This window comes from Bordetella tumbae (genome assembly GCF_054780995.1).
The window spans coordinates 1-23,529 of sequence record NZ_BAAGVG010000016.1 but is presented as its reverse complement, the minus strand read 5'-3'; the positions used below and the strand labels follow the sequence as shown (position 1 = coordinate 23,529).

Here is a 23,529-nt window from a genome sequence, read left to right as displayed (position 1 = left end):
CGCTTCGCTATCCGTGAAGGCGGCCGTACCGTCGGCGCTGGCGTCGTCGCCAAGATCATCGCCTAAGGCCCGCAGTACGTAGTAGTTGGTACCGGGAAGCTGGCCCTTTTGGGCCCGCTTCCCATGTTTGTCAAAAAAGTAGTACTATGTATGGTTCCGCAGGTTGCCATGCATCACTCGCAAGAGTATAGGGGTATAGCTCAATTGGCAGAGCGTCGGTCTCCAAAACCGAAGGTTGTAGGTTCGATTCCTACTGCCCCTGCCACGTTTGCAGTCATTCGTGACCAACTTGGCCCTGTTTGTTTTAACCCCGCTCGCTCTTAAATCCGCCGGGAGATCACCGCCAGTCGCGCATTACGGCCGGCTCGCGTCGCAAAATGTCTAATACCAGCGTAGAAACCGTAACCAGTACCGCCGACCGCATCAAGCTTGGGTTGGCTGTTCTCGTTATCATTGCTGGCATCGTGGGCTTCTCGGTGCTGAGTGCACAGCCTATGGTCGCCCGTATCGGCGTATTTGTCGGGGGATTGGTGATCGCCGCTGTGATCACCTGGTTCAGTGAACCTGGTCGCCGCACCCTCAGTTTCGCCAGCGAGTCATTCAACGAAGCCAAACGGGTTACCTGGCCTTCGCGCAAGGAAACCACCCAGATGACAGGCATCGTGTTTGCCTTTGTCGCGGTGATGGGCTTGTTGATGTGGGTGCTCGACAAGGGCATCGAATGGATACTCTACGGCCTATTGCTGGGCTGGAAATAAGGACGCCAAATGAGTAAGCGCTGGTATGTCGTCCATGTGTATTCAGGCATGGAAAAAAGCGTCCACAAAGCCCTGAACGAGCGCATTGAGCGCGCGGCTTTGCAGACGTCGTTTGGTCGTATCTTGGTGCCTTCGGAAGAAGTCGTCGAAGTCAAAGGTGGTCAGAAATCGATCACCGAGCGTCGCATTTTCCCGGGCTATGTCCTGGTCGAGATGGACCTCACTGACGAAACCTGGCACTTGGTGAAGAACACCAACCGCGTCACCGGGTTTTTGGGTGGCTCGGGCAATCGTCCCACGCCGATTTCTGAAAAAGAAGTCGAAAAGATCCTCTCCCAGATGGAAGAGGGCGTCGAGAAACCCCGCCCCAAGATCCTGTTCGAGGTTGGCGAGATGGTTCGCGTGAAAGAAGGTCCGTTTGCGGACTTCAACGGCAACGTCGAAGAAGTCAACTACGAAAAGAGCAAGGTCCGTGTGTCCGTCACTATTTTCGGCCGCGCGACACCTGTCGAACTCGATTTCAGCCAGGTCGAAAAGACCTGATTTTTAACCCCGGGGAGCCCGTCGCCAATGGTGGCAGGCGTTTGAACCCGTAAGGAGCAAAGCATGGCGAAGAAGATCGTCGGCTTTATCAAGCTGCAAGTCCCGGCTGGTAAGGCTAACCCCTCCCCCCCGATTGGCCCGGCTCTGGGTCAGCGCGGCCTGAACATCATGGAATTCTGCAAGGCGTTCAACGCCAAGACCCAAGGCATGGAGCCCGGTCTGCCGATTCCGGTGGTGATCACCGCTTTCGCCGACAAGAGCTTCACCTTCATCATGAAGACCCCGCCTGCGACGGTCCTCATCAAGAAGGCTGCTGGCGTTCAAAAGGGCTCGGCCAAACCGCATACCGACAAGGTCGGTACGCTGACGCGCGCCCAAGCTGAAGAAATCGCCAAGACCAAAGAACCCGATCTGACCGCGGCCGACCTGGATGCCCGCGTTCGCACGATCGCTGGTAGCGCCCGCAGCATGGGCATCACGGTTGAAGGGGTCTAATCATGGCAAAACTGTCCAAACGCGCCGCTGCCATCGCTCAAAAGATCGATCGCACCAAGTTGTACCCCGTCAGCGAAGCCCTGACCCTGGTCAAGGAAACTGCTACTGCCAAGTTCGATGAGTCCATCGACGTGGCTGTTCAGTTGGGTATTGACCCCAAAAAATCGGACCAATTGGTACGTGGTTCGGTGGTATTGCCCGCTGGCACCGGCAAGTCCGTGCGCGTCGCCGTGTTCGCCCAAGGCGACAAGGCCGAAGCCGCCCGCGCTGCTGGCGCTGACATCGTTGGCCTGGACGACCTGGCCGAGCGCATCAAAGGTGGCCAGATCGATTTCGACGTGGTCATCGCTTCGCCCGACACGATGCGTGTCGTGGGCGCCCTGGGCCAAGTCCTGGGTCCCCGTGGCTTGATGCCCAACCCCAAGGTCGGCACCGTGACGCCTGATGTCGCCACCGCCGTGAAAAACGCCAAGGCCGGTCAGGTTCAGTACCGCACCGACAAGGCTGGCATCATTCATGCCACCATTGGCCGCGCCTCGTTTGGCGTGGAACAGTTGCAAACCAACTTGGCCGCTCTGGTCGACGCCCTGCAAAAGGCTCGCCCCGCTGCCGCCAAGGGTATTTATCTGCGTAAAGTTGCCGTTTCGTCCACCATGGGCGGCGGTGCTCGCGTAGAAGTAGCTTCGCTCGCAGCCTAATCGCTGCTGGCATAACGTACTTTGGGCCGCATCCGGCATTTTGCTGGATGCTGCTGTCAAAGACCGCTGGAGCAGGGCACGACAGTTGTACCGTCGATGTCCCGCTTAATCCCAGAGCTAACGAGTCTGGATCCAGCGTAGACGGCGTCCCCCGGAAGATTTCTTTACCCGAAGAACTCAACCAGGCGCCGCATTCGGTTGACGCGTAAGGCCATAAGGCCCCAGGCGTCTTTTGATGGAGTGTTCAAACCGTGAGTCTCAATCGTCAAGAGAAAGCGGTAGTAATCGAGGAAGTCTCGGCCGCTGTTGCCAAGGCCCAATCGATTGTTATCGCCGAGTATCGTGGTCTGGACGTCGCCTCTGTCACCGTACTGCGCAAAACTGCGCGTGAATCGGGCGTTTACCTGCGTGTTCTGAAAAACACGCTGGCCCGTCGTGCTGTTACCGGCACGGCTTTCGAGCCGTTGTCCGAACAGCTGACCGGTCCGCTGATCTATGGCATCAGCGAAGATCCGGTATCGGCGGCCAAGGTCCTCGCTGGTTTCGCGAAAAGCAACGACAAGCTGGTCATCAAGGCGGGCGCATTGCCCAACAACTTGCTGAACCAAGAAGGCGTGAAGGCTTTGGCCACCATGCCTTCGCGCGAAGAGTTGCTCTCGAAACTGCTGGGCACCATGCAAGCCCCGATCGCGCAATTCGTGCGTACGCTCAACGAAGTTCCGACCAAGTTCGCCCGTGGCCTCGCCGCTGTGCGCGATCAAAAGGCGGCGGCGTAAGCCTCCCCTTACGGAACTCGCTGAACGACCGAGCGACAACCAACCTGGCATTTATCCAATTTTGGAGTTCTGAAAAATGGCACTTAACAAAGCTGAAATCCTTGACGCCATCGCTGGCATGACCGTGCTCGAACTGTCCGAGCTGATCAAGGAAATGGAAGAGAAGTTTGGCGTGTCGGCTGCTGCCGCCGCTGTGGCTGTGGCTGCTCCCGCTGCTGGTGGCGCTGCTGCCGCTGCTGAAGAGCAAACCGAATTCACCGTTGTGCTGACTGAAGCCGGCGCCAACAAGGTGAGCGTCATCAAGGCCGTCCGTGAATTGACCGGCCTGGGTCTGAAGGAAGCCAAAGACCTGGTCGACGGCGCTCCGAAGCCCGTCAAGGAAGGCGTTGCCAAGGCTGACGCCGAAGCCGCCAAGAAGAAGCTGGAAGAAGCTGGCGCCAAGGTCGAAGTCAAGTAAAACCTTGCGTCAACTGCCCGGGGACAGCGCAGTTTGCCGTCCCCGGGCTTTTGCGTTTCCAGGAAACCCCTGCTGGCAGGGTGCCCTTTACAGAGGGGTTTTCTGGAGTCGTATCACCTGGGGCCGTGGTTGACGGCCCATGCAACCCCTCGAGTCGGAGTGCTCATGCCTTACTCGTACACCGAAAAAAAGCGCATCCGCAAAAGCTTCGCTAAGCGTGAAGACGTTCAAAACGTTCCTTTTCTGCTGGCGACTCAGCTTCAATCCTACCTAACTTTCCTGCAGGCGGACACCGTTCCATCCGAGCGCGACAGCGACGGTCTGCAGGCGGCGTTTTCGTCGATTTTCCCGATTGTCAGCCATAACGGAATGGCGCGCTTGGAATTCGTCAGCTACGTGCTCGGCGAGCCGGTGTTCGACGTCAAGGAATGCCAACAGCGCGGTCTGACCTATGCTTCACCATTGCGTGCCAAGGTACGCCTGGTGCTGCTGGATCGCGAAGTCAGCAAGCCAACCATAAAAGAAGTCAAAGAACAAGAAGTCTACATGGGCGAAATTCCGCTCATGACGGGCACGGGTTCTTTCGTCATCAACGGCACCGAGCGTGTCATCGTTTCGCAGCTGCACCGTTCGCCCGGCGTGTTCTTCGAGCATGATCGCGGCAAGACACACAGCTCCGGCAAATTGCTGTTCTCGGCCCGCGTGATTCCTTACCGCGGTTCGTGGCTCGACTTCGAATTCGATCCGAAGGACGTCTTGTTCTTCCGTGTCGACCGTCGCCGCAAGATGCCCGTGACGATTCTGCTCAAGGCCATCGGCATGACGCCGGAATCGATCCTGGCGCACTTCTTCGACTTTGACAATTTCGAGTTGAAGAGCGAAGGCGGCATGATTGAGTTCGTGCCCGAGCGTTGGAAAGGCGAAATGGCGCGCTTCGATATCACGAGCCGTGACGGCACCGTGATCGTCGAAAAAGACAAGCGCATCAACGCCAAGCATTTGCGCGACATGGCTGCCGCCGGCATCCAGCGCATTTCCGTGCCCGAAGAATTCCTGTATGGCCGCGTGCTGGCCAAGAACATCGTCGACGCCGATACCGGTGAGGTCGTGGCACATGCCAACGACGAGATCACCGAAAGCGTGCTGAGCGCATTGCGTGCGGCCAATGTCCTGGATTTCCAGGCGCTGTACACCAACGACCTGGATCGTGGTCCGTACATCTCGCAAACGCTGCGTACCGACGAAACCGCCGACCAGATGGCCGCGCGTGTGGCGATCTATCGCATGATGCGTCCTGGCGAACCTCCCACCGAGGACGCCGTCGAGGCCTTGTTCCAGCGTCTGTTCTACAGCGAAGAAACCTACGATCTGTCGCGCGTTGGCCGCATGAAGGTCAACAGCCGTCTGGGCCGTGGCGAGGACATCACCGGTCCCATGACGCTGACCAACGAAGACATTCTTGAAACCATCAAGGTGTTGGTCGAGCTGCGTAACGGCCGTGGCCAGATCGATGACATCGATCACTTGGGCAACCGCCGTGTGCGTTGCGTCGGCGAATTGGCCGAAAACCAATTCCGCGCCGGTCTGGTGCGTGTCGAGCGTGCCGTCAAGGAACGTCTGGGCCAGGCCGAGACCGAAAACCTGATGCCGCACGACCTGATCAACTCCAAGCCGATCTCGGCCGCCATCAAGGAGTTCTTCGGTTCCAGCCAGCTGTCGCAGTTCATGGATCAGACCAACCCCTTGTCGGAAATCACGCACAAGCGTCGTGTTTCCGCTCTGGGCCCGGGCGGTCTGACGCGCGAACGCGCGGGCTTCGAAGTCCGTGACGTGCACCCCACGCACTATGGCCGTGTGTGCCCGATCGAAACGCCGGAAGGCCCGAACATCGGTCTGATCAACTCCATGGCGCTGTACGCTCGTCTGAACGAGTACGGCTTCCTGGAAACGCCTTATCGCAAGATCATCGACGGCAAGGTCAGCGACCAGATCGACTACCTGTCCGCGATCGAAGAAAGCAACTACGTGATCGCGCAGGCTAACGCCGCGCTCGACGACGAAGGCCGCTTTATCGACGATCTGGTGGCTTGCCGCGAAGCCGGTGAAACCATGTTGACGGCTCCCGCCAACGTGCACTACATGGACGTTGCGCCGTCGCAGATCGTGTCGGTCGCTGCATCGCTGATTCCGTTCCTGGAACACGATGACGCCAACCGTGCATTGATGGGCGCCAACATGCAACGTCAGGCCGTGCCTTGCTTGCGTCCCGAAAAACCCGTGGTGGGTACCGGGATCGAGCGTACGGTGGCTGTCGACTCGGGCACGACCGTGCAGGCCCTGCGTGGCGGTGTGGTCGACCACGTTGACGCCGAGCGTGTCGTGATTCGCGTCAACGACGACGAAAACGTCGTTGGCGAAGTCGGTGTCGACATCTACAACCTGATCAAGTACACCCGTTCCAACCAGAACACCAATATCAACCAGCGTCCTATCGTGGCTCGCGGCGACAAGGTTGCCAAGGGTGACGTGCTGGCCGACGGCGCATCGACCGACCTGGGCGAATTGGCTCTGGGTCAGAACATGCTGATCGCGTTCATGCCCTGGAACGGCTACAACTTCGAAGACTCGATCTTGATCTCCGAAAAGGTCGTGGCAGATGATCGCTACACCTCGGTTCACATCGAAGAACTGACGGTTGTTGCTCGTGACACGAAGCTCGGACCTGAGGAAATCACCCGCGACATCAGCAACCTGGCCGAAACCCAGTTGAATCGCCTGGATGATTCCGGCATCGTTTATATCGGCGCCGAAGTCACGGCCGATGACGTGCTGGTCGGTAAAGTCACGCCCAAGGGCGAGACCCAACTGACGCCGGAAGAAAAACTGCTGCGCGCCATCTTTGGTGAAAAAGCGTCCGACGTGAAAGACACCTCGCTGCGCGTGCCCTCGGGCATGGTCGGCACGGTGATCGACGTCCAGGTGTTTACGCGTGAAGGCATCGTGCGCGACAAGCGCGCCCAGTCCATCATCGATGATGAATTGCGCCGTTATCGCCAAGACCTGAACGACCAGCTGCGCATCGTTGAAAACGACCAGTTCGATCGTATCGAAAAGCTGTTGATCGGCAAGACCGTCAACGGCGGTCCGCGCAAGCTCGCCAAGGGCGCCGCCATTACCAAGGAATACTTGGCTGATCTGGACCGTTGGCAATGGTTCGACATCCGTCTGGCCGATGAGCCCCACGCTGTCGTGCTGGAGCAAGCCAAGGAATCGCTCGAGCAAAAGCGCCATCAATTCGATCTGGCTTTCGAAGAAAAGCGCAAGAAGCTCACGCAAGGCGACGAATTGCCCCCGGGCGTGCTCAAGATGATCAAGGTCTACCTGGCCGTCAAGCGTCGTCTGCAGCCTGGCGACAAGATGGCCGGCCGTCACGGTAACAAGGGTGTGGTCTCGCGTATCACCCCGGTCGAAGACATGCCGCACATGGCCGACGGTACGCCTGCCGACATCGTGCTGAACCCGCTGGGCGTGCCGTCCCGGATGAACGTCGGGCAGGTGCTCGAAGTTCACTTGGGCTGGGCTGCCAAGGGTGTGGGCCATCGCATTGCCGACATGCTGCGTGACGAGCGTACGGCTCAGGTGCAGAACGTGCGTCAGTATCTGGACAAGGTGTACAACACCACCGGTACCAGCGCACACATCGACACCCTGACCGATGACGAAGTCATGGAGTTGGCGCGCAACCTCAAGAACGGCGTGCCGTTCGCAACGCCGGTGTTCGACGGTGCGACCGAAGAAGAAATCACCACGATGCTGGAATTGGCGTACCCCGATGACGTTGCCAAGCGCATGAAGCTGACGGATTCTCGTACTCAGGCATGGCTGGTTGACGGCCGTACCGGCGAGCAATTCGAGCGTCCGGTGACTGTGGGCTACATGCACTACCTGAAGCTGCACCACTTGGTCGACGACAAGATGCACGCGCGTTCGACCGGTCCGTACTCGCTGGTGACTCAGCAGCCGCTGGGTGGTAAGGCGCAGTTCGGTGGCCAGCGTTTCGGGGAAATGGAAGTGTGGGCGCTGGAAGCCTACGGCGCCGCCTACACCCTGCAAGAAATGCTGACGGTGAAGTCCGACGACATCACGGGCCGCACCAAGGTATACGAAAACATTGTCAAGGGCGACCACGTCATCGATGCCGGTATGCCGGAATCGTTCAACGTGCTGGTCAAGGAAATCCGCTCGTTGGCCCTGGACATGGATTTGGAGCGTAACTAATGAAAGCGCTACTCGACCTATTCAAGCAAGTCTCGCAAGACGAGCAGTTTGATGCCATCAAGATCGGCATCGCGTCGCCCGAGAAAATCCGTTCGTGGTCTTACGGTGAAGTCCGTAAGCCCGAAACGATCAACTATCGTACGTTCAAGCCTGAGCGCGATGGCCTGTTCTGCTCGAAGATCTTTGGCCCGATCAAAGACTACGAATGCTTGTGCGGCAAGTACAAGCGTCTGAAGCATCGCGGCGTTATCTGCGAAAAGTGCGGCGTCGAAGTCACCGTGGCCAAAGTGCGCCGTGAGCGCATGGGTCACATCGAGCTGGCCAGCCCGGTTGCGCACATCTGGTTCCTGAAGAGCCTGCCGTCGCGCCTGGGTATGGTGCTCGACATGACGTTGCGCGACATCGAGCGCGTGCTGTACTTCGAAGCCTGGTGCGTGATCGAACCTGGCATGACGCCGCTCAAGCGCGGCCAGATCATGTCGGACGATGACTTCCTGGCCAAGACCGAAGAATACGGTGACGACTTCAGCGCCCTGATGGGTGCGGAAGCCGTGCGCGAATTGCTGCGCACCATCGATATCGATCGCGAAGTCGAAACGCTGCGCGGCGAACTGAAGGCCACCAGTTCCGAAGCCAAGATCAAAAAGATCTCCAAGCGTCTGAAAGTCCTCGAGGGCTTCCAGAAGTCCGGCATCAAAGCCGAATGGATGGTCATGGAAGTCTTGCCGGTGCTGCCGCCGGATCTGCGTCCGCTGGTGCCGCTGGACGGTGGCCGTTTCGCGACCTCGGATCTGAACGATCTGTACCGCCGTGTCATCAACCGCAACAACCGTCTGAAGCGTCTGCTCGAGTTGAAGGCCCCGGAAATCATCCTGCGCAACGAAAAGCGCATGTTGCAAGAGGCCGTCGACTCGTTGCTCGATAACGGCCGTCGCGGCAAGGCCATGACGGGCGCCAACAAGCGCCAGCTGAAGTCGCTGGCCGACATGATCAAGGGTAAGAGCGGTCGTTTCCGTCAAAACCTGTTGGGTAAGCGCGTCGACTACTCGGGCCGTTCGGTCATCGTGGTGGGTCCGCAGCTCAAGCTGCATCAATGCGGTCTGCCCAAGCTGATGGCCTTGGAGCTGTTCAAGCCCTTCATCTTCAATCGTCTGGAGATGATGGGTCTGGCCACGACCATCAAGGCTGCCAAGAAATTGGTCGAAAGCCAAGAGCCCGTGGTGTGGGACATCCTCGAAGAAGTCATTCGCGAACACCCGGTCATGCTCAACCGTGCGCCCACGCTGCACCGTTTGGGTATCCAGGCGTTCGAGCCCGTGCTGATCGAAGGTAAAGCCATCCAACTGCACCCGTTGGTTTGCGCGGCGTTCAACGCTGACTTCGACGGTGACCAGATGGCTGTTCACGTGCCGCTGTCGCTGGAAGCCCAGCTCGAAGCGCGTACGCTGATGCTGGCTTCGAACAACGTGCTGTTCCCGGCCAACGGCGAACCGTCGATCGTGCCGTCGCAGGATATCGTGTTGGGTCTGTATTACACGACTCGCGAGCGTATCAACGGCAAGGGCGAAGGCATCTTCTTTACCGACGTGGCCGAAGTCCAACGTGCCTACGATAACGGCGAAGTCGAATTGCAGACGCGTATCACGGTGCGCCTGGTCGAACACGAACGTGACGACCAAGGCCAATTCCAACCGGTGCTGCGCCGTCACGAAACGACGGTCGGCCGCGCGCTGTTGTCGGAGATCCTGCCCAAGGGCCTGCCCTTCACGGTGCTGAACAAGGCACTGAAGAAGAAAGAAATCTCGCGTCTGATCAACCAGTCGTTCCGCCGTTGCGGCCTGCGCGACACGGTGATCTTTGCCGACAAGCTGATGCAATCGGGTTTCCGCCTGGCCACGCGCGGTGGTATTTCCATCGCCATGGGCGACATGCTGATCCCGAAGGCCAAGGAAGGCATCCTGGCCGAAGCCAGCCGCGAAGTCAAAGAAATCGACAAGCAGTACTCGTCGGGTCTGGTCACGTCCCAAGAACGCTACAACAACGTGGTGGACATCTGGGGCAAGGCCAGCGACAAGGTCGGCAAGGCGATGATGGAGCAACTGGCTACCGAACCCGTGACCAACCGTCACGGCGAAGAAGTCCGCCAGGAATCCTTCAACTCGATCTACATGATGGCCGACTCGGGCGCCCGCGGTTCCGCAGCCCAGATTCGTCAGTTGGCAGGGATGCGCGGCCTGATGGCCAAGCCGGACGGTTCGATTATCGAAACGCCGATTACTGCGAACTTCCGCGAAGGTCTGAACGTTCTGCAGTACTTCATCTCGACTCACGGTGCACGTAAAGGCTTGGCCGATACCGCACTGAAGACGGCAAACTCGGGTTACCTGACTCGCCGTCTGGTCGACGTCACGCAAGATCTGGTGATCACCGAAGACGATTGCGGCACCAGCCAAGGCTACTCCATGAAGGCGTTGGTCGAGGGCGGTGAAGTCATCGAACCGTTGCGCGATCGTATCCTGGGCCGTGTTGCCGCGATTGACGTGGTCAATCCTGACACGCAGGAAACCGCGATCGCTGCGGGCACGCTGCTGGACGAAGACCTGGTCGATCTGATAGATCGTATCGGTGTGGACGAAGTCAAAGTCCGTACGCCGCTGACCTGCGAAACGCGTCACGGTCTGTGCGCGCACTGCTACGGCCGCGATCTGGGCCGTGGTTCGCACGTCAACGTGGGCGAGGCAGTCGGTGTTATCGCTGCTCAGTCCATCGGTGAACCGGGCACGCAGCTCACGATGCGTACGTTCCACATCGGTGGTGCGGCATCGCGTTCGGCCCTGGCCAGCGCCGTGGAAACCAAGTCCAACGGTAAGGTCGGTTTTGCCAGCACCATGCGTTACGTCACCAACGCCAAGGGCGAGCGTGTGGCGATCTCGCGGTCGGGCGAATTGGCGATTTACGACGACAACGGTCGCGAGCGCGAACGTCACAAGATCCCGTACGGTGCAACCGTATTGGTCGGTGATGGCGAAGCCGTCAAGGCAGGTACCCGTCTGGCGACGTGGGATCCGCTGACGCGTCCGATCGTGTCCGAGTACGGCGGCGCTGTGCGCTTCGAGAACATCGAAGAAGGCGTTACCGTTGCCAAGCAGGTCGACGAAATCACCGGTCTGTCCACGCTGGTTGTGATCACGCCCAAGACGCGCGGCGGCAAAGTCGTCATGCGTCCGCAGATCAAACTGGTCAACGACAATGGCGAAGACGTCAAGATCGCGGGTACCGATCACTCGGTGAACATTTCGTTCCCGGTGGGCGCGCTGATCACCGTGCGTGACGGTCAGCAGGTTGCCGTGGGTGAGGTGCTGGCGCGTATTCCGCAGGAATCGCAAAAGACTCGCGACATTACCGGCGGTCTGCCGCGTGTGGCCGAGCTCTTCGAAGCCCGCTCACCCAAGGATGCCGGTATGTTGGCCGATGTCACGGGTACCGTGTCGTTCGGTAAAGACACCAAGGGCAAGCAGCGTCTGGTCATTACCGATCTGGAAGGCGTCAGCCATGAGTTCCTGATTCCCAAGGAAAAACAGGTGCTGGTGCACGATGGCCAGGTGGTGAACAAGGGCGAAATGATCGTTGACGGTCCGGCCGATCCGCACGACATCCTGCGTCTGCAGGGTATCGAAAAGCTGGCGACCTACATCGTCGACGAAGTCCAGGACGTTTACCGTCTGCAGGGCGTGAAGATCAACGACAAGCACATCGAAGTGATTGTTCGTCAGATGCTGCGCCGTGTGAACATCGTCGATGCCGGCGACACCGAGTTCATCCCGGGCGAGCAAGTCGAGCGCTCCGAGTTGTTGAACGAGAATGATCGCGTCACCGCCGAAGACAAGCGTCCGGCTTCGTATGACAACGTGCTGTTGGGTATCACCAAGGCTTCGCTGTCGACGGATTCGTTCATTTCGGCTGCATCGTTCCAGGAAACCACGCGTGTCCTGACCGAAGCCGCCATCATGGGCAAGCGCGACGATCTGCGCGGTCTGAAGGAAAACGTCATCGTTGGCCGTCTGATCCCTGCAGGTACCGGTCTGGCTTACCACATTGCCCGCAAGGACAAGGAAGCTCTCGAAGCTGCCGAGCGCGAAGCCGCACGGCAACAGGCGAACCCCTTCGAGGATGCGCCGGTTGCCGCTGAGGTGGGTGCGTCGGGCGATGCTTCCGATGCTCCGCAGTCAGGTGCTGGTGACGAGAATTCTGCCGTCTAACGGCGAATTTGGTGTCAGTGAGTGCCGGCAGGTTAAGTAGCCTGCCGGCACCCAAGTAAAACGGCCGCTGAATATTCAGCGGCCGTTTTGTTTTTACGCGGTTAGATTACTTACTAAACCGGGCTTGGGCTGACGTAAAGACGGGACCCCATTGCGGATGGCCGGCTTCGTTCGGAGCCAGCGTAAAATCTGAATCTATTTGCAAAATTCGTACGAAAGTTTCTTCGCAAAGCTGGGCATAATTACGTACGCAATAGCTGAAGGCCTGTAATTTATAGGCTTCGATGCGTAGGGATTTAGGTGCCGTCGCAATATCGTCAGAAGTCGCTACGGTACGGATGACGGTGCCATATTGGCCTGCGGAGTACTGTTGTTGAACCTGCTCTAATGCATCTTGAGCGGCTTGCGAAGGCGGGCCTTCGCTGAGCTTGCCCATCCCGGCGCAACCGCCAAGAAGGGCCAGGACGCAGAGCGAAATGGGCAAGAAAGCACGAGTCTTCATGAGCAATTAAGCCTATGCCGGTGATAAAAGGAACGTCACATCCTGTTCCGGGCGTATCGATTATGAAATGGTACCTGGGAGGATGCTCGGATAATATCCGCTGTATGCGTTAATAGCGCATGCTGTCATGCACAAAAAGTGCTTTTATCTGATAATTGGCGTTATAAAACGTAACACCATACGCTCGCCGCGTTATATGCGGGCAGGTACAGGTTAGCAACGACATGTTGTTATACAAGATCGTCTTTCTCGTTTAGTGCTTTCCATGCTTTCCTCTGCGGGTTTTTCGACACCGCGCGGCCCATTTGCCGGCGCCGCGCCACTTGCACATCGACCGCTGAGCGCGATCGCGGCAACGATTGCGGGCGGGGTTCCCCAAGGGCGTATTCAACGCATCATTGCCGAGCTCATTCCCGAACTCGAAGCATTGCACCGGGCAGGCCGAATTTGCGGAGACATTTCTGTTCATTCAGTGGGGTTGGACGAATCGGGCCGGGCGCACTTGATGGCGCTCTCGGCAGATACGGGACCCACGCCGCGGCCGCGGACACTGACGCCCGGCTACGCTCCGTTTGAGCTATATACCGAATCTGCCGATTGGCCGCGGGGGCCCTGGACAGATATCTACGCCCTGAGCGCTGTCGCCTATTCATTGGTGGCAGGGCAACAGCCACCGCCGGCAGCCGAGCGCCGCGTGGTTGATACGCACCAACCGCTGCAGACGTTGGGAATCAGCAAGTACTCAGACACTTTTCTGCAGGCCATCGATGCCGGGTTGGCAATCAATCCGGCCGACCGGCCGCAGACCATGCACTCCTATGCCGAGCTCTTGGCCTTGCCCCGGTTGGTGCCGCCATCCGAGCCCATGTCAGAAGCTGCCGCTCCGGTGCAGCCCTCCGATCAGGCGAGCCCGAATGGATCTGCGCGCGGGCCTTCATTGCGTGCCGTGGCTCGGGCGGTGTTACTGGGTATCGCCACGTTGGGTGTGGCCGTGTATTGGTGGGGACGCCTGGCCGGCGGACCAGACCCGGTCATCACTCACTCGGAGCTGGCGGTAGATGGTCTCGATGCGAAGACAACGTCGCCGTCTGCGGCAAAACCGCCTTCAGCTTCTCGAGAGCAGTCGATTGAAAGCGGCGGGCGCGTCCTTGTGTCCGAGCCGTCCGGTGCAGAATCCCGCTTGCAGATAGTGCGTCCCCCTGACTTGACGCCACTGCCCTGGCTGCAGTCTGCTGTGGCTAGCGGCGACGAATCCAATACAAATGCGACGGAGTCTGTCGCACCGTCCGAGTCAGTGGAGGCTGCAGTAAAACCCGAACGCAAGGCGCCTGCTTTACCGCCTCCCGTGCGTGTGAGCATTAATGTACGGCCATGGGGAGAGATCGTGATCGACGGTGTATCGCGTGGCGTCACCCCGCCCCTGAAGACCGTCATGTTGCGTCCGGGTAAATACGCCGTGACTGTACGCAATAGTGCACAGCCACCCTATAACACCACACTTGTCGTGACCGCAGGCAAGCCCGCGGTGATCACGCATCTGTTTCGCTGACGGTCCCGACTGGCAGTCGGAACGTAAACCGAGAGCCTATGCCCACTTCGCTATGCAGAGAAACACTGCCGCCGTGGCGCTGTGCAACAGCATGAACAAAGGCCAAGCCTAGTCCCGAACCTTCGGTGTTGGAGTCTTGTACCGTTTTCGTGCGGAAAAAAGGTTCAAATAAGTGCACTTGATCCTCGGCCGCGATGCCCGGACCCGTATCCTGGATGTCCATGGCCCACGTGTCCTCATCTAGCGAAAGGGTTACGTGGATCGTGCTTGCGTCCGCACTATATTTGATGGCGTTGTCCAGCAGATTACTCAACGCGCGCATGATGAGTGGCGCGTCACCATACGCCAATGCGACAGGCACAGACGACTGTACCTCCACGGTCATGGCACGGGCTTGCGCGGCAGCCCAGAAATCATCGGCGATCTCGTGCAGCATGGCGGCAAGATCCAGTCTATCGCGAGCGATGCTCATGGATTCGGCACGGTTAAGCTGAATAAAGTCATCCACCAGTCCCAGTGTACGGTTGGCTAGATGGGCAATGCGAGACAGCGTTTGGTCATGTGGATGATCCGCCGTACTTTGCTGGCTGTCATGCGTCGTTTGGTCCGCAGCCTGCTCTGTCGTCGCGCAGCGAGAATCAACTGCATCGGATCCGCTCAGGTGTTGCTTGGTTGAGAGCTCAACGAGCGCCAAGATAGAGTTTTGAGGAGCTCGCATATCGTGCGAGATAAATCGCAGGGTTTCCTCACGCTGGCGTTCTGCCTGGCGCATGATGCTGATGTCGCTCAGCGTCACTACCATACCGGCATAAGCTCCTTGCGCCGTGCGGATGGGGGCGCAGCGGATCAACAGATCATGGTCCGCGCGATCTCGGACTTCGATGCTGGTGCGGGTGGACGCGTTTTCGTGCTCCTTCGTTGCGTCAGGCGCGTGATCGCTGTCAGCCGGAGCCTGTAATGCCTGGCGTACGGATTGGCGCGTTGCTGGAGCGGTAAAAGCCTGCTCGAGGGCTGGAGCGATAGTCTGTCCGATACGGGGCAGCCGGATCCCAAGCTGCAGAAAATACATGTCTGCGGGGCGGTTCCTATATTGCAACCGGCCTTTCTTGTCGATCACCATCGTAGCGTCGGGCATGCCGTCCAGGCCGTCCGCGACAAAACGGCGCAAGTTACGTACGTGAGTCAGCGTACGGTCGAGCTCATGGACGTGATGATCCAGGGACCGTCCGATACGGTGCTCAGACGAATGAGTCGTTTCGTCGAGTACAGGAGGATATTCGACGCGCAGCCGTTTCATTTCCCGGCTCATATAGCGCAGCGCGGCCTCCTGACTGCGCCAGCTCCATGTCGGATAGCTGAGGGCGACGCCGAGCAGTGCTGCCGTAGGTGGAACCCATATGTTCCACACAGACAGGATGAGGATCGTGCTGACCAGAATCGCGCCCAGCAAGGCAGCACTGCATAGAATGGCCTGACGAGGCGACAGTCGGGGTAATGCCAGGCACAGCAGTAATACTGGAATAGCGCCGGCAAGGGCTGTTTGCCAAGTTTGGGCAGGTACCAATATGGAACCTTGCCGAGCCGCCTGAACCAGGTTGGCGATCACTTCCACGCCCTGTATGCCGCTGGTGTTGTGCGATACCGGCGAAGGAAATACATCGCCCAACCCTGTCGCCCAGGCCCCGACAATGACGTACTTGTCCTTGATTGCTTCTGCTGGAACCTCTCCGCGCAATACCGCCAGGTACGACACAGATTGAAAATGTCCTGGCGGACCTGCATAAGGAATCAAGGTCGTGGCGTCGGTCGGTAATTGCTGCAAGAAACGGTGTACCTGCGCAGCCTCTCCACCCACCTCTAACATGGTCAGCGCAAACTGACGCCATGGCAGATTTCCGGTGTTGCGCGCCCATGTGGTGCGCCTGAGTACACCGTCATCGTCGGGATCGACATTGATATAACCCAAGCCGGCAGCAGCCTGGGCAAGCGACGCCAGGGGAAGCTCCGCGCGCGTAGGACGGTCGAGGTTGTCCAGGACGATAGGCAATACAACACGCCCATGCCGCTGGACGGCATTGACCAACAGGCGATCGTCTTCCGTGCGCTGCACATTGGATTCGGAAAACACGATATCCAAACCCACTGCGCGCGCAGTTTGCAGACGCTCCAGCAACATCGCGTGTAAGGAGCGCGGCCAAGGCCAGCGCCCCAAAGTACTGATGGCACTGTCGTCAATCGTGACGATCAATACATCGGTAGGGGCAGGGCGATTGATCAGAGAAATCGCGCGGTCGTAGATCAACTGATCGAGCCGGCCCAACCCATTGAGCCAGCCCAGCAACGCCGTAAACGCGACTAATGAGATGCCGAGCAACAGGCGTAAGTATGAGCGCTCGAGCCGGGCATATGCTGTATTGATCGGCATGGTTCGAGCGGCGCTCAGGTGGTCAATAGTCGGTCAGTGTGACCACACCACCGTCACTGAGCATGATCGGCAGGTCCGAGGCAGACATGAGCGCATTGGCGCCTTCAAATGCCAGGTAAGCATCACGTCCCCCCAGCCCCGCTGCGTCGACCGCGCGCACGGCTACGTAGTGAGTACCCGGACGGCGCGCAGCAAAGCGGATATCGACGCTATCGAATTGCTTCGACGACGTTAATTCCAGACCTTCCGGGTCACGAGAGACTTGTACCAGATATGCGACGGCGCCAGGCACCGGAGAAAAGGGAGACGTCCATTGGCCAGAACCTGCGCGTTGCGCGGGGCCAAGCTGGGGAGCGGGCAAGAGCGGCTGGACATTGAGGGCGCCATTGGCGCCAATGGCCGCACCATAGCCAGAGGACAGAGCGACGGGCTGACTCGAAGCAGACGACGTCTTTACGCGTACGCTACCTTCCAGAACCTCGCTGCGCGCGCCCTGGTTTGCTGTTTGTACGCGAAAACGAGTGCCTCGCACGCCCATGACAGCAACGGGCGTGCGGATCTCGAATCGTCCCACCCCTTGGCCCGACGGCGCAACATGTGAATCGACTTCGCCTTGCTCGACGTGCAAGATCGAGTCGGTCAGCGCAGCTCCTTCGAACTGGCGCAGACGTTCCAATTGCGTCGCGCTCCCTCTCGGCAGGGTGATTTTGGTGCCATCCGATAGCTGCAAGGTAACAAACCCGTCGGAGGCCGTTGTTACCGTGGCGCCTTCGTTGATGGACATTCCTGCGCGCAAGGGAACGCCGTCGACCTGTGCCTGGCCACTGACGTGCATTGCCGTCGTCGGTGCCGGGATTTCGGGAATCAATGCAAAAGGAATCCGCAACTCCGAACCTATCACCAGGCGCTGTGGATCGCCGACCGCGTTGTGGCGTTGCAGTATCGTCCAGTTCGCACTGTTGCGCGTGTAGAGATTGGCCAAGTCAATCAACGTATCACCAGACCGGATGTGATAGACAAAATCATCGCCAAGCGCGCCCGCGGGCTGCGCCAGGGCCAATGGGCTGATCGCTAGCGCGTTCCATGTGGCAAGCAGGCGGATAAAGCGCCATATCATTTGGAAAGTTCTCCGGTGAAAGACAGGCAATACTTGTCACTGTTGAAGTGATGCGCGGCCCGTCGGACTTTAGTTGGCAGCCGGGGGCGCGCTCGTATTACTGTCAATCAACTCAAGGCGATAACCCAGCGCATATGACGATACCAATCGGACCCCATTTTCGGGATGCAGCCGCAATTTTTGGCGTATGTTCGACAAATGGGTGTCCAACGTCCGGGATGTAGCAGGAATTTCGCGGTTCCACACGCTTTCGGCAAGCACATCGCGTGACAATAGCCGCCCCACATTCCGGAAAAACAACTGCGCCAATTCGAATTCTTTCGGGGCCAGAGTGACCGATTGATCGTGCAGCGAAATCGAACGGGTCGTTGGATCGATACGATAAGCCGCGACCGAAAACGGTCCAGGTACAGGCAGGGCGGCCTGACTGCGTCGTAACAACGCCCCTACGCGCGCCAGCAACTCGGCCGGACGTAGCGGTTTAACCACATAGTCGTCGGCGCCGGCTTGCAAGCCTTGGACTAGATCTTCTTCGAGTGTGCGGCTGGTGACGAAAATCACGGGTACCTGCATGCCCAATGTGGCGCGTATATGCCTCAGAACCTCGTCGCCGGCAATGTCCGGGACTTGCCAATCGAGCAAGATAAGGTCGAAGGATTGGCTACGCAGGGCGGCCAGCAAGTCGCGGCCGTTCTGATAGCTATGGCAGGTATACCCAGCAGAAACAAGAACCTGCTGAATATGCCGGGCCTGGTCCAGGTCGTCTTCCAGCGAGGCAATCTGCATAATGAATTCGAGTTGAGAGCGCCCTTGGCTGCGTTAATTTCTGCGGTTGGGCATTGCCGCTCCAAGTACGTATAAACCCACGTACAGCGTGAATGATACCGCGGGATACACTATTGCTCTAATTTCGGCTAGCGTGAATGCAGCGAGAATGTTAAGTACCGCAAACTTGACGAATCTTGACTACGGTTTTGTGCAATAAGGCGCCACACTGTCGACGTTCTTATCAATGCGTGCAGGCCGCTGCGGGGGCACGAGTTCCGGGGTAGGCCTGAAAATGTTCTCTATGAAGCAGTTGAAAGTCCTAATCATGATGCCCGACTCGATTGCCTGCGGGAAATCAGTTGCGGCAATGCAACAAGCGGGTATTGCCGCCCACGGCTGCGCTACGCCCCTCGAGTTATTCGGCCAATTGGGCGGCGGGGGATACGACGCAGCCGTCCTAGACATTGGCGAGCTCGATGAGATCGGGTACGCCCTGGTGTCGCGTTTGCGCACTTCCTCAACGCTGGGCGTTGTGGTGTTGGGGGCCAATCTCCAGGTGGAAAGCCGTCTGCGCTGCCTGCAAAGTGGTGCAGATGCGTGTTTGCCGTCTCCGTTTGACGTGCGCGAGCTCGTCGGCGTCCTGATGGCGCTTGGTCGCCGCCTGCCCGGCCGCGATCAAGCGGCGATGGACAACGCGACCGAACCGACGGGGACAAACAACAACAATCCCCCCGGGAGCTGGGAACTGCGCGATCAAAACTGGACGTTGATGGCGCCGTCGGGCGTCTCCATTTCGTTGTCCGCCAACGAGCGTCATATCGTTCGCACGTTGCTGGAGGCGACCGGGCAGGCAGTCGCCCGGGCCGAGTTGAACAAGCACCTCGATGGCGCTGGCAGCGGCACGGCTCGAGCCGGTGGTTCCCGCAGTATCGACGTCATCGTCAGCCGCTTGCGGCGCAAAGCCGAGCTGGCAGGCGTCATTCTGCCGATTCGTACCGTCTATGGCAGCGGTTATCTGTTTGCTGATCAATAACAACCGGTACTTGCTTGGCGGTCTCGTGTCCGAGCCCACCCCTAGAGCCCTCTAGGGCCGCCGGCCGACGAATAATGCCCCCACGCTGCGCCTTCGGCTTGCTGCCCCCCGAGGGGGCGTTTTTGTTTTGGGGCGGCCCGGCAACAAAAAAAGCCCCCACGCTGCGCCTTCGGCTTGCTGCCCCCCGAGGGGCGTTTTTATCTTGGGACGGCCCGGCGATAAAACCTCCGTAAGCGCGAACTGTCATCAATTCGTCGCATGGTCGCCGGTAAATTTGGCGTGCCGTTCATCGGGCTCCATGTCGACACACAGGAGTCTTTGACATAGGCCATCTTCTGGGTTATGCTGACGAGCTTACTGCTTTATTCGCGTATAAAGGTTTGCCAATTCCACGACTGGTGGCCTTTGTGCGTTTTGTCTGCAAGACCCGCTCTTTTACGTAAGAAACGTTTGAGGCGGTTTTGCGTGAACTGCCTCTCACTGGTGAGCCGACCCTGATAGGGGCGATCCGCCAGAGACACGAGTACTTCAAGTACTTACCAGTGGTACGTAAAAGGGATTTCAAAGGTCATGCCTACCATTAGCCAGCTCGTGCGCAAGCCGCGCGAAGTCAGCATCATCAAGAGCAAGAGCCCCGCGCTCGAAAACTGCCCGCAACGCCGCGGCGTGTGCACTCGCGTGTACACCACCACCCCCAAGAAGCCGAACTCCGCTTTGCGTAAAGTCGCAAAGGTTCGCCTGACCAACGGTTACGAAGTCATTTCGTACATCGGCGGTGAAGGCCACAACCTGCAGGAACACTCGGTGGTTCTGGTGCGTGGCGGTCGTGTAAAGGATCTTCCGGGTGTGCGTTACCACATCGTCCGTGGTTCGCTCGACCTGCAAGGCGTTAAAGACCGCAAGCAGTCTCGCTCGAAGTACGGCGCCAAGCGCCCGAAAAAGGCCTGATAAAGCCTTATTCACCGTAGTTTCAGCAGTACCCCGGTCGCGCGCAAGCGCCACCAAAAATAGTGCAACCGCGCCAGCCTCTACATCAGGAAGGTGCGCGGCACGTAAGGGGTCGCCTTATTGGGTGGCCATGGCCGTGTCACAAGACTCGGTTCAACTGAATAGACACAAGGAAGCAACATGCCCCGTCGTCGCGAAGTACCCAAGCGCGAGATTCTGCCCGATCCCAAGTTCGGTAGCGTCGAGCTCGCCAAGTTCATGAACGTCGTCATGCTGGACGGCAAGAAGGCCGTCGCCGAGCGCATCGTCTATGGTGCCCTCGAGCAAGTTCAAACCAAGACCGGCAAAGAGCCTATCGAGGTTTTCAGCCTGGCGATCAACAACATCAAGCCGATCGTCGAAGTCAAGAGCCGCCGCGTGGGCGGTGCCAACTACCAAGTGCCGGTTGAAGTGCGCCCCGTGCGCCGCCTGGCTTTGGCTATGCGTTGGCTGCGTGAGGCCGCCAAGAAGCGCGGCGAAAAATCGATGGATCTGCGTTTGGCTGGCGAACTGATCGACGCTGCGGAAGGCCGCGGCGCCGCAATGAAGAAACGCGAAGACACGCACAAGATGGCCGAGGCCAACAAGGCCTTCAGCCATTTCCGCTGGTAATTTAAGGACTAACCCACCATGGCCCGCAAAACCCCGATCGAGCGCTATCGCAACATTGGTATCTCTGCGCACATCGATGCAGGGAAAACCACCACGACTGAACGTATCCTGTTCTATACCGGCGTCAACCACAAAATTGGCGAAGTGCATGATGGCGCAGCCACCATGGACTGGATGGAGCAAGAACAAGAGCGTGGTATCACCATTACGTCCGCTGCTACGACGGCGTTTTGGCGCGGCATGGCCGGCAACTACCCCGAGCACCGCATCAACATCATCGACACCCCGGGACACGTGGACTTCACCATTGAGGTCGAACGTTCCATGCGCGTGCTCGACGGTGCCTGCATGGTGTACTGCGCCGTGGGTGGCGTGCAGCCGCAGTCCGAAACCGTGTGGCGTCAAGCCAACAAGTACGGTGTGCCCCGTCTGGCCTTCGTCAACAAGATGGACCGTACCGGCGCCAACTTCTTCAAGGTCTACGACCAACTGAAGACGCGTCTGCGTGCCAATCCTGTGCCTATCGTGATCCCAATCGGTGCCGAAGACACCTTTAAGGGCGTCATCGATCTGGTCAAGATGAAAGCCATCGTGTGGGACGAAGCCAGCCAAGGCACGAAGTTCGACTACGTCGACATTCCTGCTGAGCTCGAGGGCGCCGCCAATGAATGGCGTGAAAAGCTGGTGGAAGCCGCAGCTGAGTCCACCGAGGAACTGATGAACAAGTACCTCGAATCGGGCACGCTCGACGAAGCCGAAATCAACACCGCCATTCGTCAACGCACCATCGCTGGCGAAATCCAGCCCATGCTGTGCGGCACCGCCTTCAAGAACAAGGGCGTGCAACGTATGTTGGACGCTGTTATCGACTACCTGCCTTCCCCGATCGACATTCCGCCGGTCGATGGGCAGGACGACGAAGGCAATGCCGTTTCGCGTAAGGCTGATGACGGCGAAAAGCTGTCGGCGCTGGCATTCAAGCTGATGAGCGATCCGTTCGTGGGTCAGTTGACCTTCGTGCGTGTGTATTCGGGCGTCCTGAAGTCGGGCGACACCGTTTACAACCCCATCAAGGGCAAGAAAGAGCGCGTCGGTCGTCTGCTGCAGATGCACGCTAACAACCGCGAAGAAATCAAGGAAGTTCTGGCGGGCGACATCGCCGCTGTGGTGGGTCTGAAAGACGTGACCACGGGCGAAACGCTGTGCGATGTGGATTCCCACATTCTGCTCGAGCGCATGGAATTCCCCGAGCCCGTGATTTCGCAGGCTGTTGAGCCCAAGTCGAAGGCTGACCAGGAAAAGATGGGCTTGGCCCTGTCGCGCCTGGCCCAGGAAGACCCGTCGTTCCGCGTGCGCAGCGACGAAGAATCCGGCCAAACCATTATTTCCGGTATGGGCGAACTGCACTTGGAAATTCTGGTCGACCGCATGAAGCGCGAATTCGGCGTAGAAGCCAACGTCGGCAAGCCTCAAGTGGCCTACCGCGAAACCATCCGCAAGACCTGCGACGAAGTCGAAGGCAAGTTCGTCAAGCAGTCGGGCGGTCGCGGTCAGTACGGTCACGTGGTGCTCAAGCTCGAGCCCCTGCCTCCTGGCGGTGGTTACGAGTTCGTCGACGCCATCAAGGGTGGTGTGGTTCCTCGCGAATACATCCCGGCAGTCGACAAGGGTATCCAGGAAACGCTGCCTTCGGGTATTCTGGCCGGCTATCCGGTTGTGGACGTGAAGGCTACGTTGTTCTTCGGTTCGTACCACGATGTTGACTCGAACGAAAACGCGTTCAAGATGGCCGGCTCGATGGCATTCAAGGAAGGCATGCGCAAGGCCAGCCCGGTCCTGCTCGAGCCCATGATGGCCGTTGAAGTCGAGACCCCGGAAGACTACGCCGGTACGGTGATGGGCGATCTGTCCTCGCGTCGCGGCATGGTCCAAGGCATGGACGACATGGTTGGCGGTGGCAAGACCATCAAGGCAGAGGTTCCTCTGGCCGAGATGTTCGGTTACGCCACGAACTTGCGTTCGTTGACGCAAGGCCGTGCCACGTACACCATGGAATTCAAGCATTACTCCGAAGCCCCCAAGAACGTCGCTGACGAAGTCATCGCCGCTCGGGCAAAATAAAGTAAATACCGTCGCCGCGTCTCGACTATCTCACGAGGCGCGGCAATCATCCCAGTTTCCTTGAAAGTCAAAGGATAGAGATCATGGCAAAAGGCAAGTTTGAACGTACCAAGCCGCACGTGAACGTGGGTACGATTGGTCACGTTGACCA

Annotated in this window: 18 protein-coding genes, 1 tRNA gene and 1 pseudogene; 16 read left to right on the top strand and 4 right to left on the bottom strand. The window is 58.6% G+C overall.

Annotation, left to right across the window (positions count from 1 at the left end; all coding sequences use genetic code 11):
• The 10 genes from ACYVI2_RS14840 to rpoC form a co-directional block, all read left to right on the top strand.
• Nucleotides 1-66: EF-Tu C-terminal domain-related protein (locus ACYVI2_RS14840; protein WP_199734358.1), on the top strand; the 66-nt coding region annotated here is incomplete at its 5' end.
• Between the two features lie 123 nt (nucleotides 67-189).
• Nucleotides 190-265, top strand: a tRNA-Trp gene (locus ACYVI2_RS14835).
• Nucleotides 266-377: 112 nt separating this feature from the next.
• A complete protein-coding gene (gene secE / locus ACYVI2_RS14830; RefSeq protein WP_415821035.1) occupies nucleotides 378-758 on the top strand; it encodes a preprotein translocase subunit SecE in 381 nt (126 codons plus the stop codon).
• Nucleotides 759-767: 9 nt separating this feature from the next.
• Nucleotides 768-1,301 (top strand): transcription termination/antitermination protein NusG, encoded by a 534-nt coding sequence (nusG, locus tag ACYVI2_RS14825; protein WP_056571943.1) that lies wholly within the window; start codon nucleotides 768-770, stop codon nucleotides 1,299-1,301.
• A gap of 63 nt (nucleotides 1,302-1,364) precedes the next feature.
• Entirely contained in the window at nucleotides 1,365-1,796 is a 432-nt protein-coding gene (gene rplK / locus ACYVI2_RS14820) for a 50S ribosomal protein L11 (protein ID WP_415821036.1), read from the top strand.
• 2 nt (nucleotides 1,797-1,798) lie between these two features.
• Nucleotides 1,799-2,494: a 50S ribosomal protein L1 gene (rplA, locus tag ACYVI2_RS14815; RefSeq protein WP_415821037.1), complete on the top strand. Its 696-nt coding sequence runs from the start codon at nucleotides 1,799-1,801 to the stop codon at nucleotides 2,492-2,494.
• 251 nt (nucleotides 2,495-2,745) lie between these two features.
• Entirely contained in the window at nucleotides 2,746-3,270 is a 525-nt protein-coding gene (gene rplJ / locus ACYVI2_RS14810; protein ID WP_415821038.1) for a 50S ribosomal protein L10, read from the top strand.
• A gap of 76 nt (nucleotides 3,271-3,346) precedes the next feature.
• Complete coding sequence (rplL, locus tag ACYVI2_RS14805; RefSeq protein ID WP_415821039.1) at nucleotides 3,347-3,727, top strand: 50S ribosomal protein L7/L12; 381 nt, start codon at nucleotides 3,347-3,349, stop codon at nucleotides 3,725-3,727.
• Nucleotides 3,728-3,892: 165 nt separating this feature from the next.
• The gene (gene rpoB, locus ACYVI2_RS14800) at nucleotides 3,893-8,005 is read left to right on the top strand and encodes a DNA-directed RNA polymerase subunit beta (protein WP_415821040.1); all 4,113 of its coding nucleotides are present in this window, start codon (nucleotides 3,893-3,895) and stop codon (nucleotides 8,003-8,005) included.
• Nucleotides 8,005-12,264, top strand: a complete 4,260-nt coding sequence (rpoC, locus tag ACYVI2_RS14795) for a DNA-directed RNA polymerase subunit beta' (protein WP_415821041.1) — start codon at nucleotides 8,005-8,007, stop codon at nucleotides 12,262-12,264. The genes rpoB and rpoC overlap by 1 nt, the downstream gene beginning before the upstream one ends.
• Nucleotides 12,265-12,370: 106 nt before the next feature.
• On the opposite strand, the gene ACYVI2_RS14790 is transcribed toward rpoC, so the two are convergent.
• A complete protein-coding gene (locus ACYVI2_RS14790; RefSeq protein ID WP_415821042.1) occupies nucleotides 12,371-12,766 on the bottom strand; it encodes a TssQ family T6SS-associated lipoprotein in 396 nt (131 codons plus the stop codon).
• 265 nt (nucleotides 12,767-13,031) lie between these two features.
• On the opposite strand from ACYVI2_RS14790, the gene ACYVI2_RS14785 reads away from it, so the two are divergent.
• Nucleotides 13,032-14,315: a serine/threonine-protein kinase gene (locus ACYVI2_RS14785; protein ID WP_415821043.1), complete on the top strand. Its 1,284-nt coding sequence runs from the start codon at nucleotides 13,032-13,034 to the stop codon at nucleotides 14,313-14,315.
• Here ACYVI2_RS14785 and ACYVI2_RS14780 read toward each other — a convergent pair.
• The 3 genes from ACYVI2_RS14780 to ACYVI2_RS14770 form a co-directional block, all read right to left on the bottom strand.
• Nucleotides 14,296-16,740 carry a CHASE2 domain-containing protein gene (locus ACYVI2_RS14780; RefSeq protein ID WP_415821044.1) on the bottom strand — a complete coding sequence of 815 codons (2,445 nt, stop codon included), beginning with the start codon at nucleotides 16,738-16,740 and terminating at the stop codon, nucleotides 14,296-14,298. The two genes, ACYVI2_RS14785 and ACYVI2_RS14780, sit on opposite strands and share 20 nt — an antisense overlap.
• Nucleotides 16,741-16,762: 22 nt before the next feature.
• Nucleotides 16,763-17,857 (bottom strand): FecR family protein, encoded by a 1,095-nt coding sequence (locus ACYVI2_RS14775; RefSeq protein ID WP_415821045.1) that lies wholly within the window; start codon nucleotides 17,855-17,857, stop codon nucleotides 16,763-16,765.
• Between the two features lie 69 nt (nucleotides 17,858-17,926).
• Entirely contained in the window at nucleotides 17,927-18,643 is a 717-nt protein-coding gene (locus tag ACYVI2_RS14770; protein WP_415821046.1) for a response regulator transcription factor, read from the bottom strand.
• Nucleotides 18,644-18,926: 283 nt separating this feature from the next.
• Here ACYVI2_RS14770 and ACYVI2_RS14765 point away from each other — a divergent pair, with 283 nt between their 5' ends.
• From ACYVI2_RS14765 to ACYVI2_RS14745, 5 genes and pseudogenes are all read left to right on the top strand, one after another.
• A complete protein-coding gene (locus tag ACYVI2_RS14765) occupies nucleotides 18,927-19,658 on the top strand; it encodes a response regulator transcription factor (protein WP_415821047.1) in 732 nt (243 codons plus the stop codon).
• A gap of 570 nt (nucleotides 19,659-20,228) precedes the next feature.
• Nucleotides 20,229-20,606 (top strand): 30S ribosomal protein S12, encoded by a 378-nt coding sequence (gene rpsL, locus ACYVI2_RS14760; protein ID WP_025513351.1) that lies wholly within the window; start codon nucleotides 20,229-20,231, stop codon nucleotides 20,604-20,606.
• Nucleotides 20,607-20,786: 180 nt separating this feature from the next.
• The gene (gene rpsG, locus ACYVI2_RS14755; protein ID WP_050450091.1) at nucleotides 20,787-21,257 is read left to right on the top strand and encodes a 30S ribosomal protein S7; all 471 of its coding nucleotides are present in this window, start codon (nucleotides 20,787-20,789) and stop codon (nucleotides 21,255-21,257) included.
• An 18-nt stretch (nucleotides 21,258-21,275) separates the two neighbouring features.
• On the top strand, nucleotides 21,276-23,378 hold the full coding sequence (gene fusA / locus ACYVI2_RS14750) for an elongation factor G (protein WP_415821048.1): 2,103 nt from the start codon (nucleotides 21,276-21,278) through the stop codon (nucleotides 23,376-23,378).
• 83 nt (nucleotides 23,379-23,461) lie between these two features.
• A pseudogene (locus ACYVI2_RS14745) lies at nucleotides 23,462-23,529 on the top strand (GTP-binding protein); the annotation flags it as partial.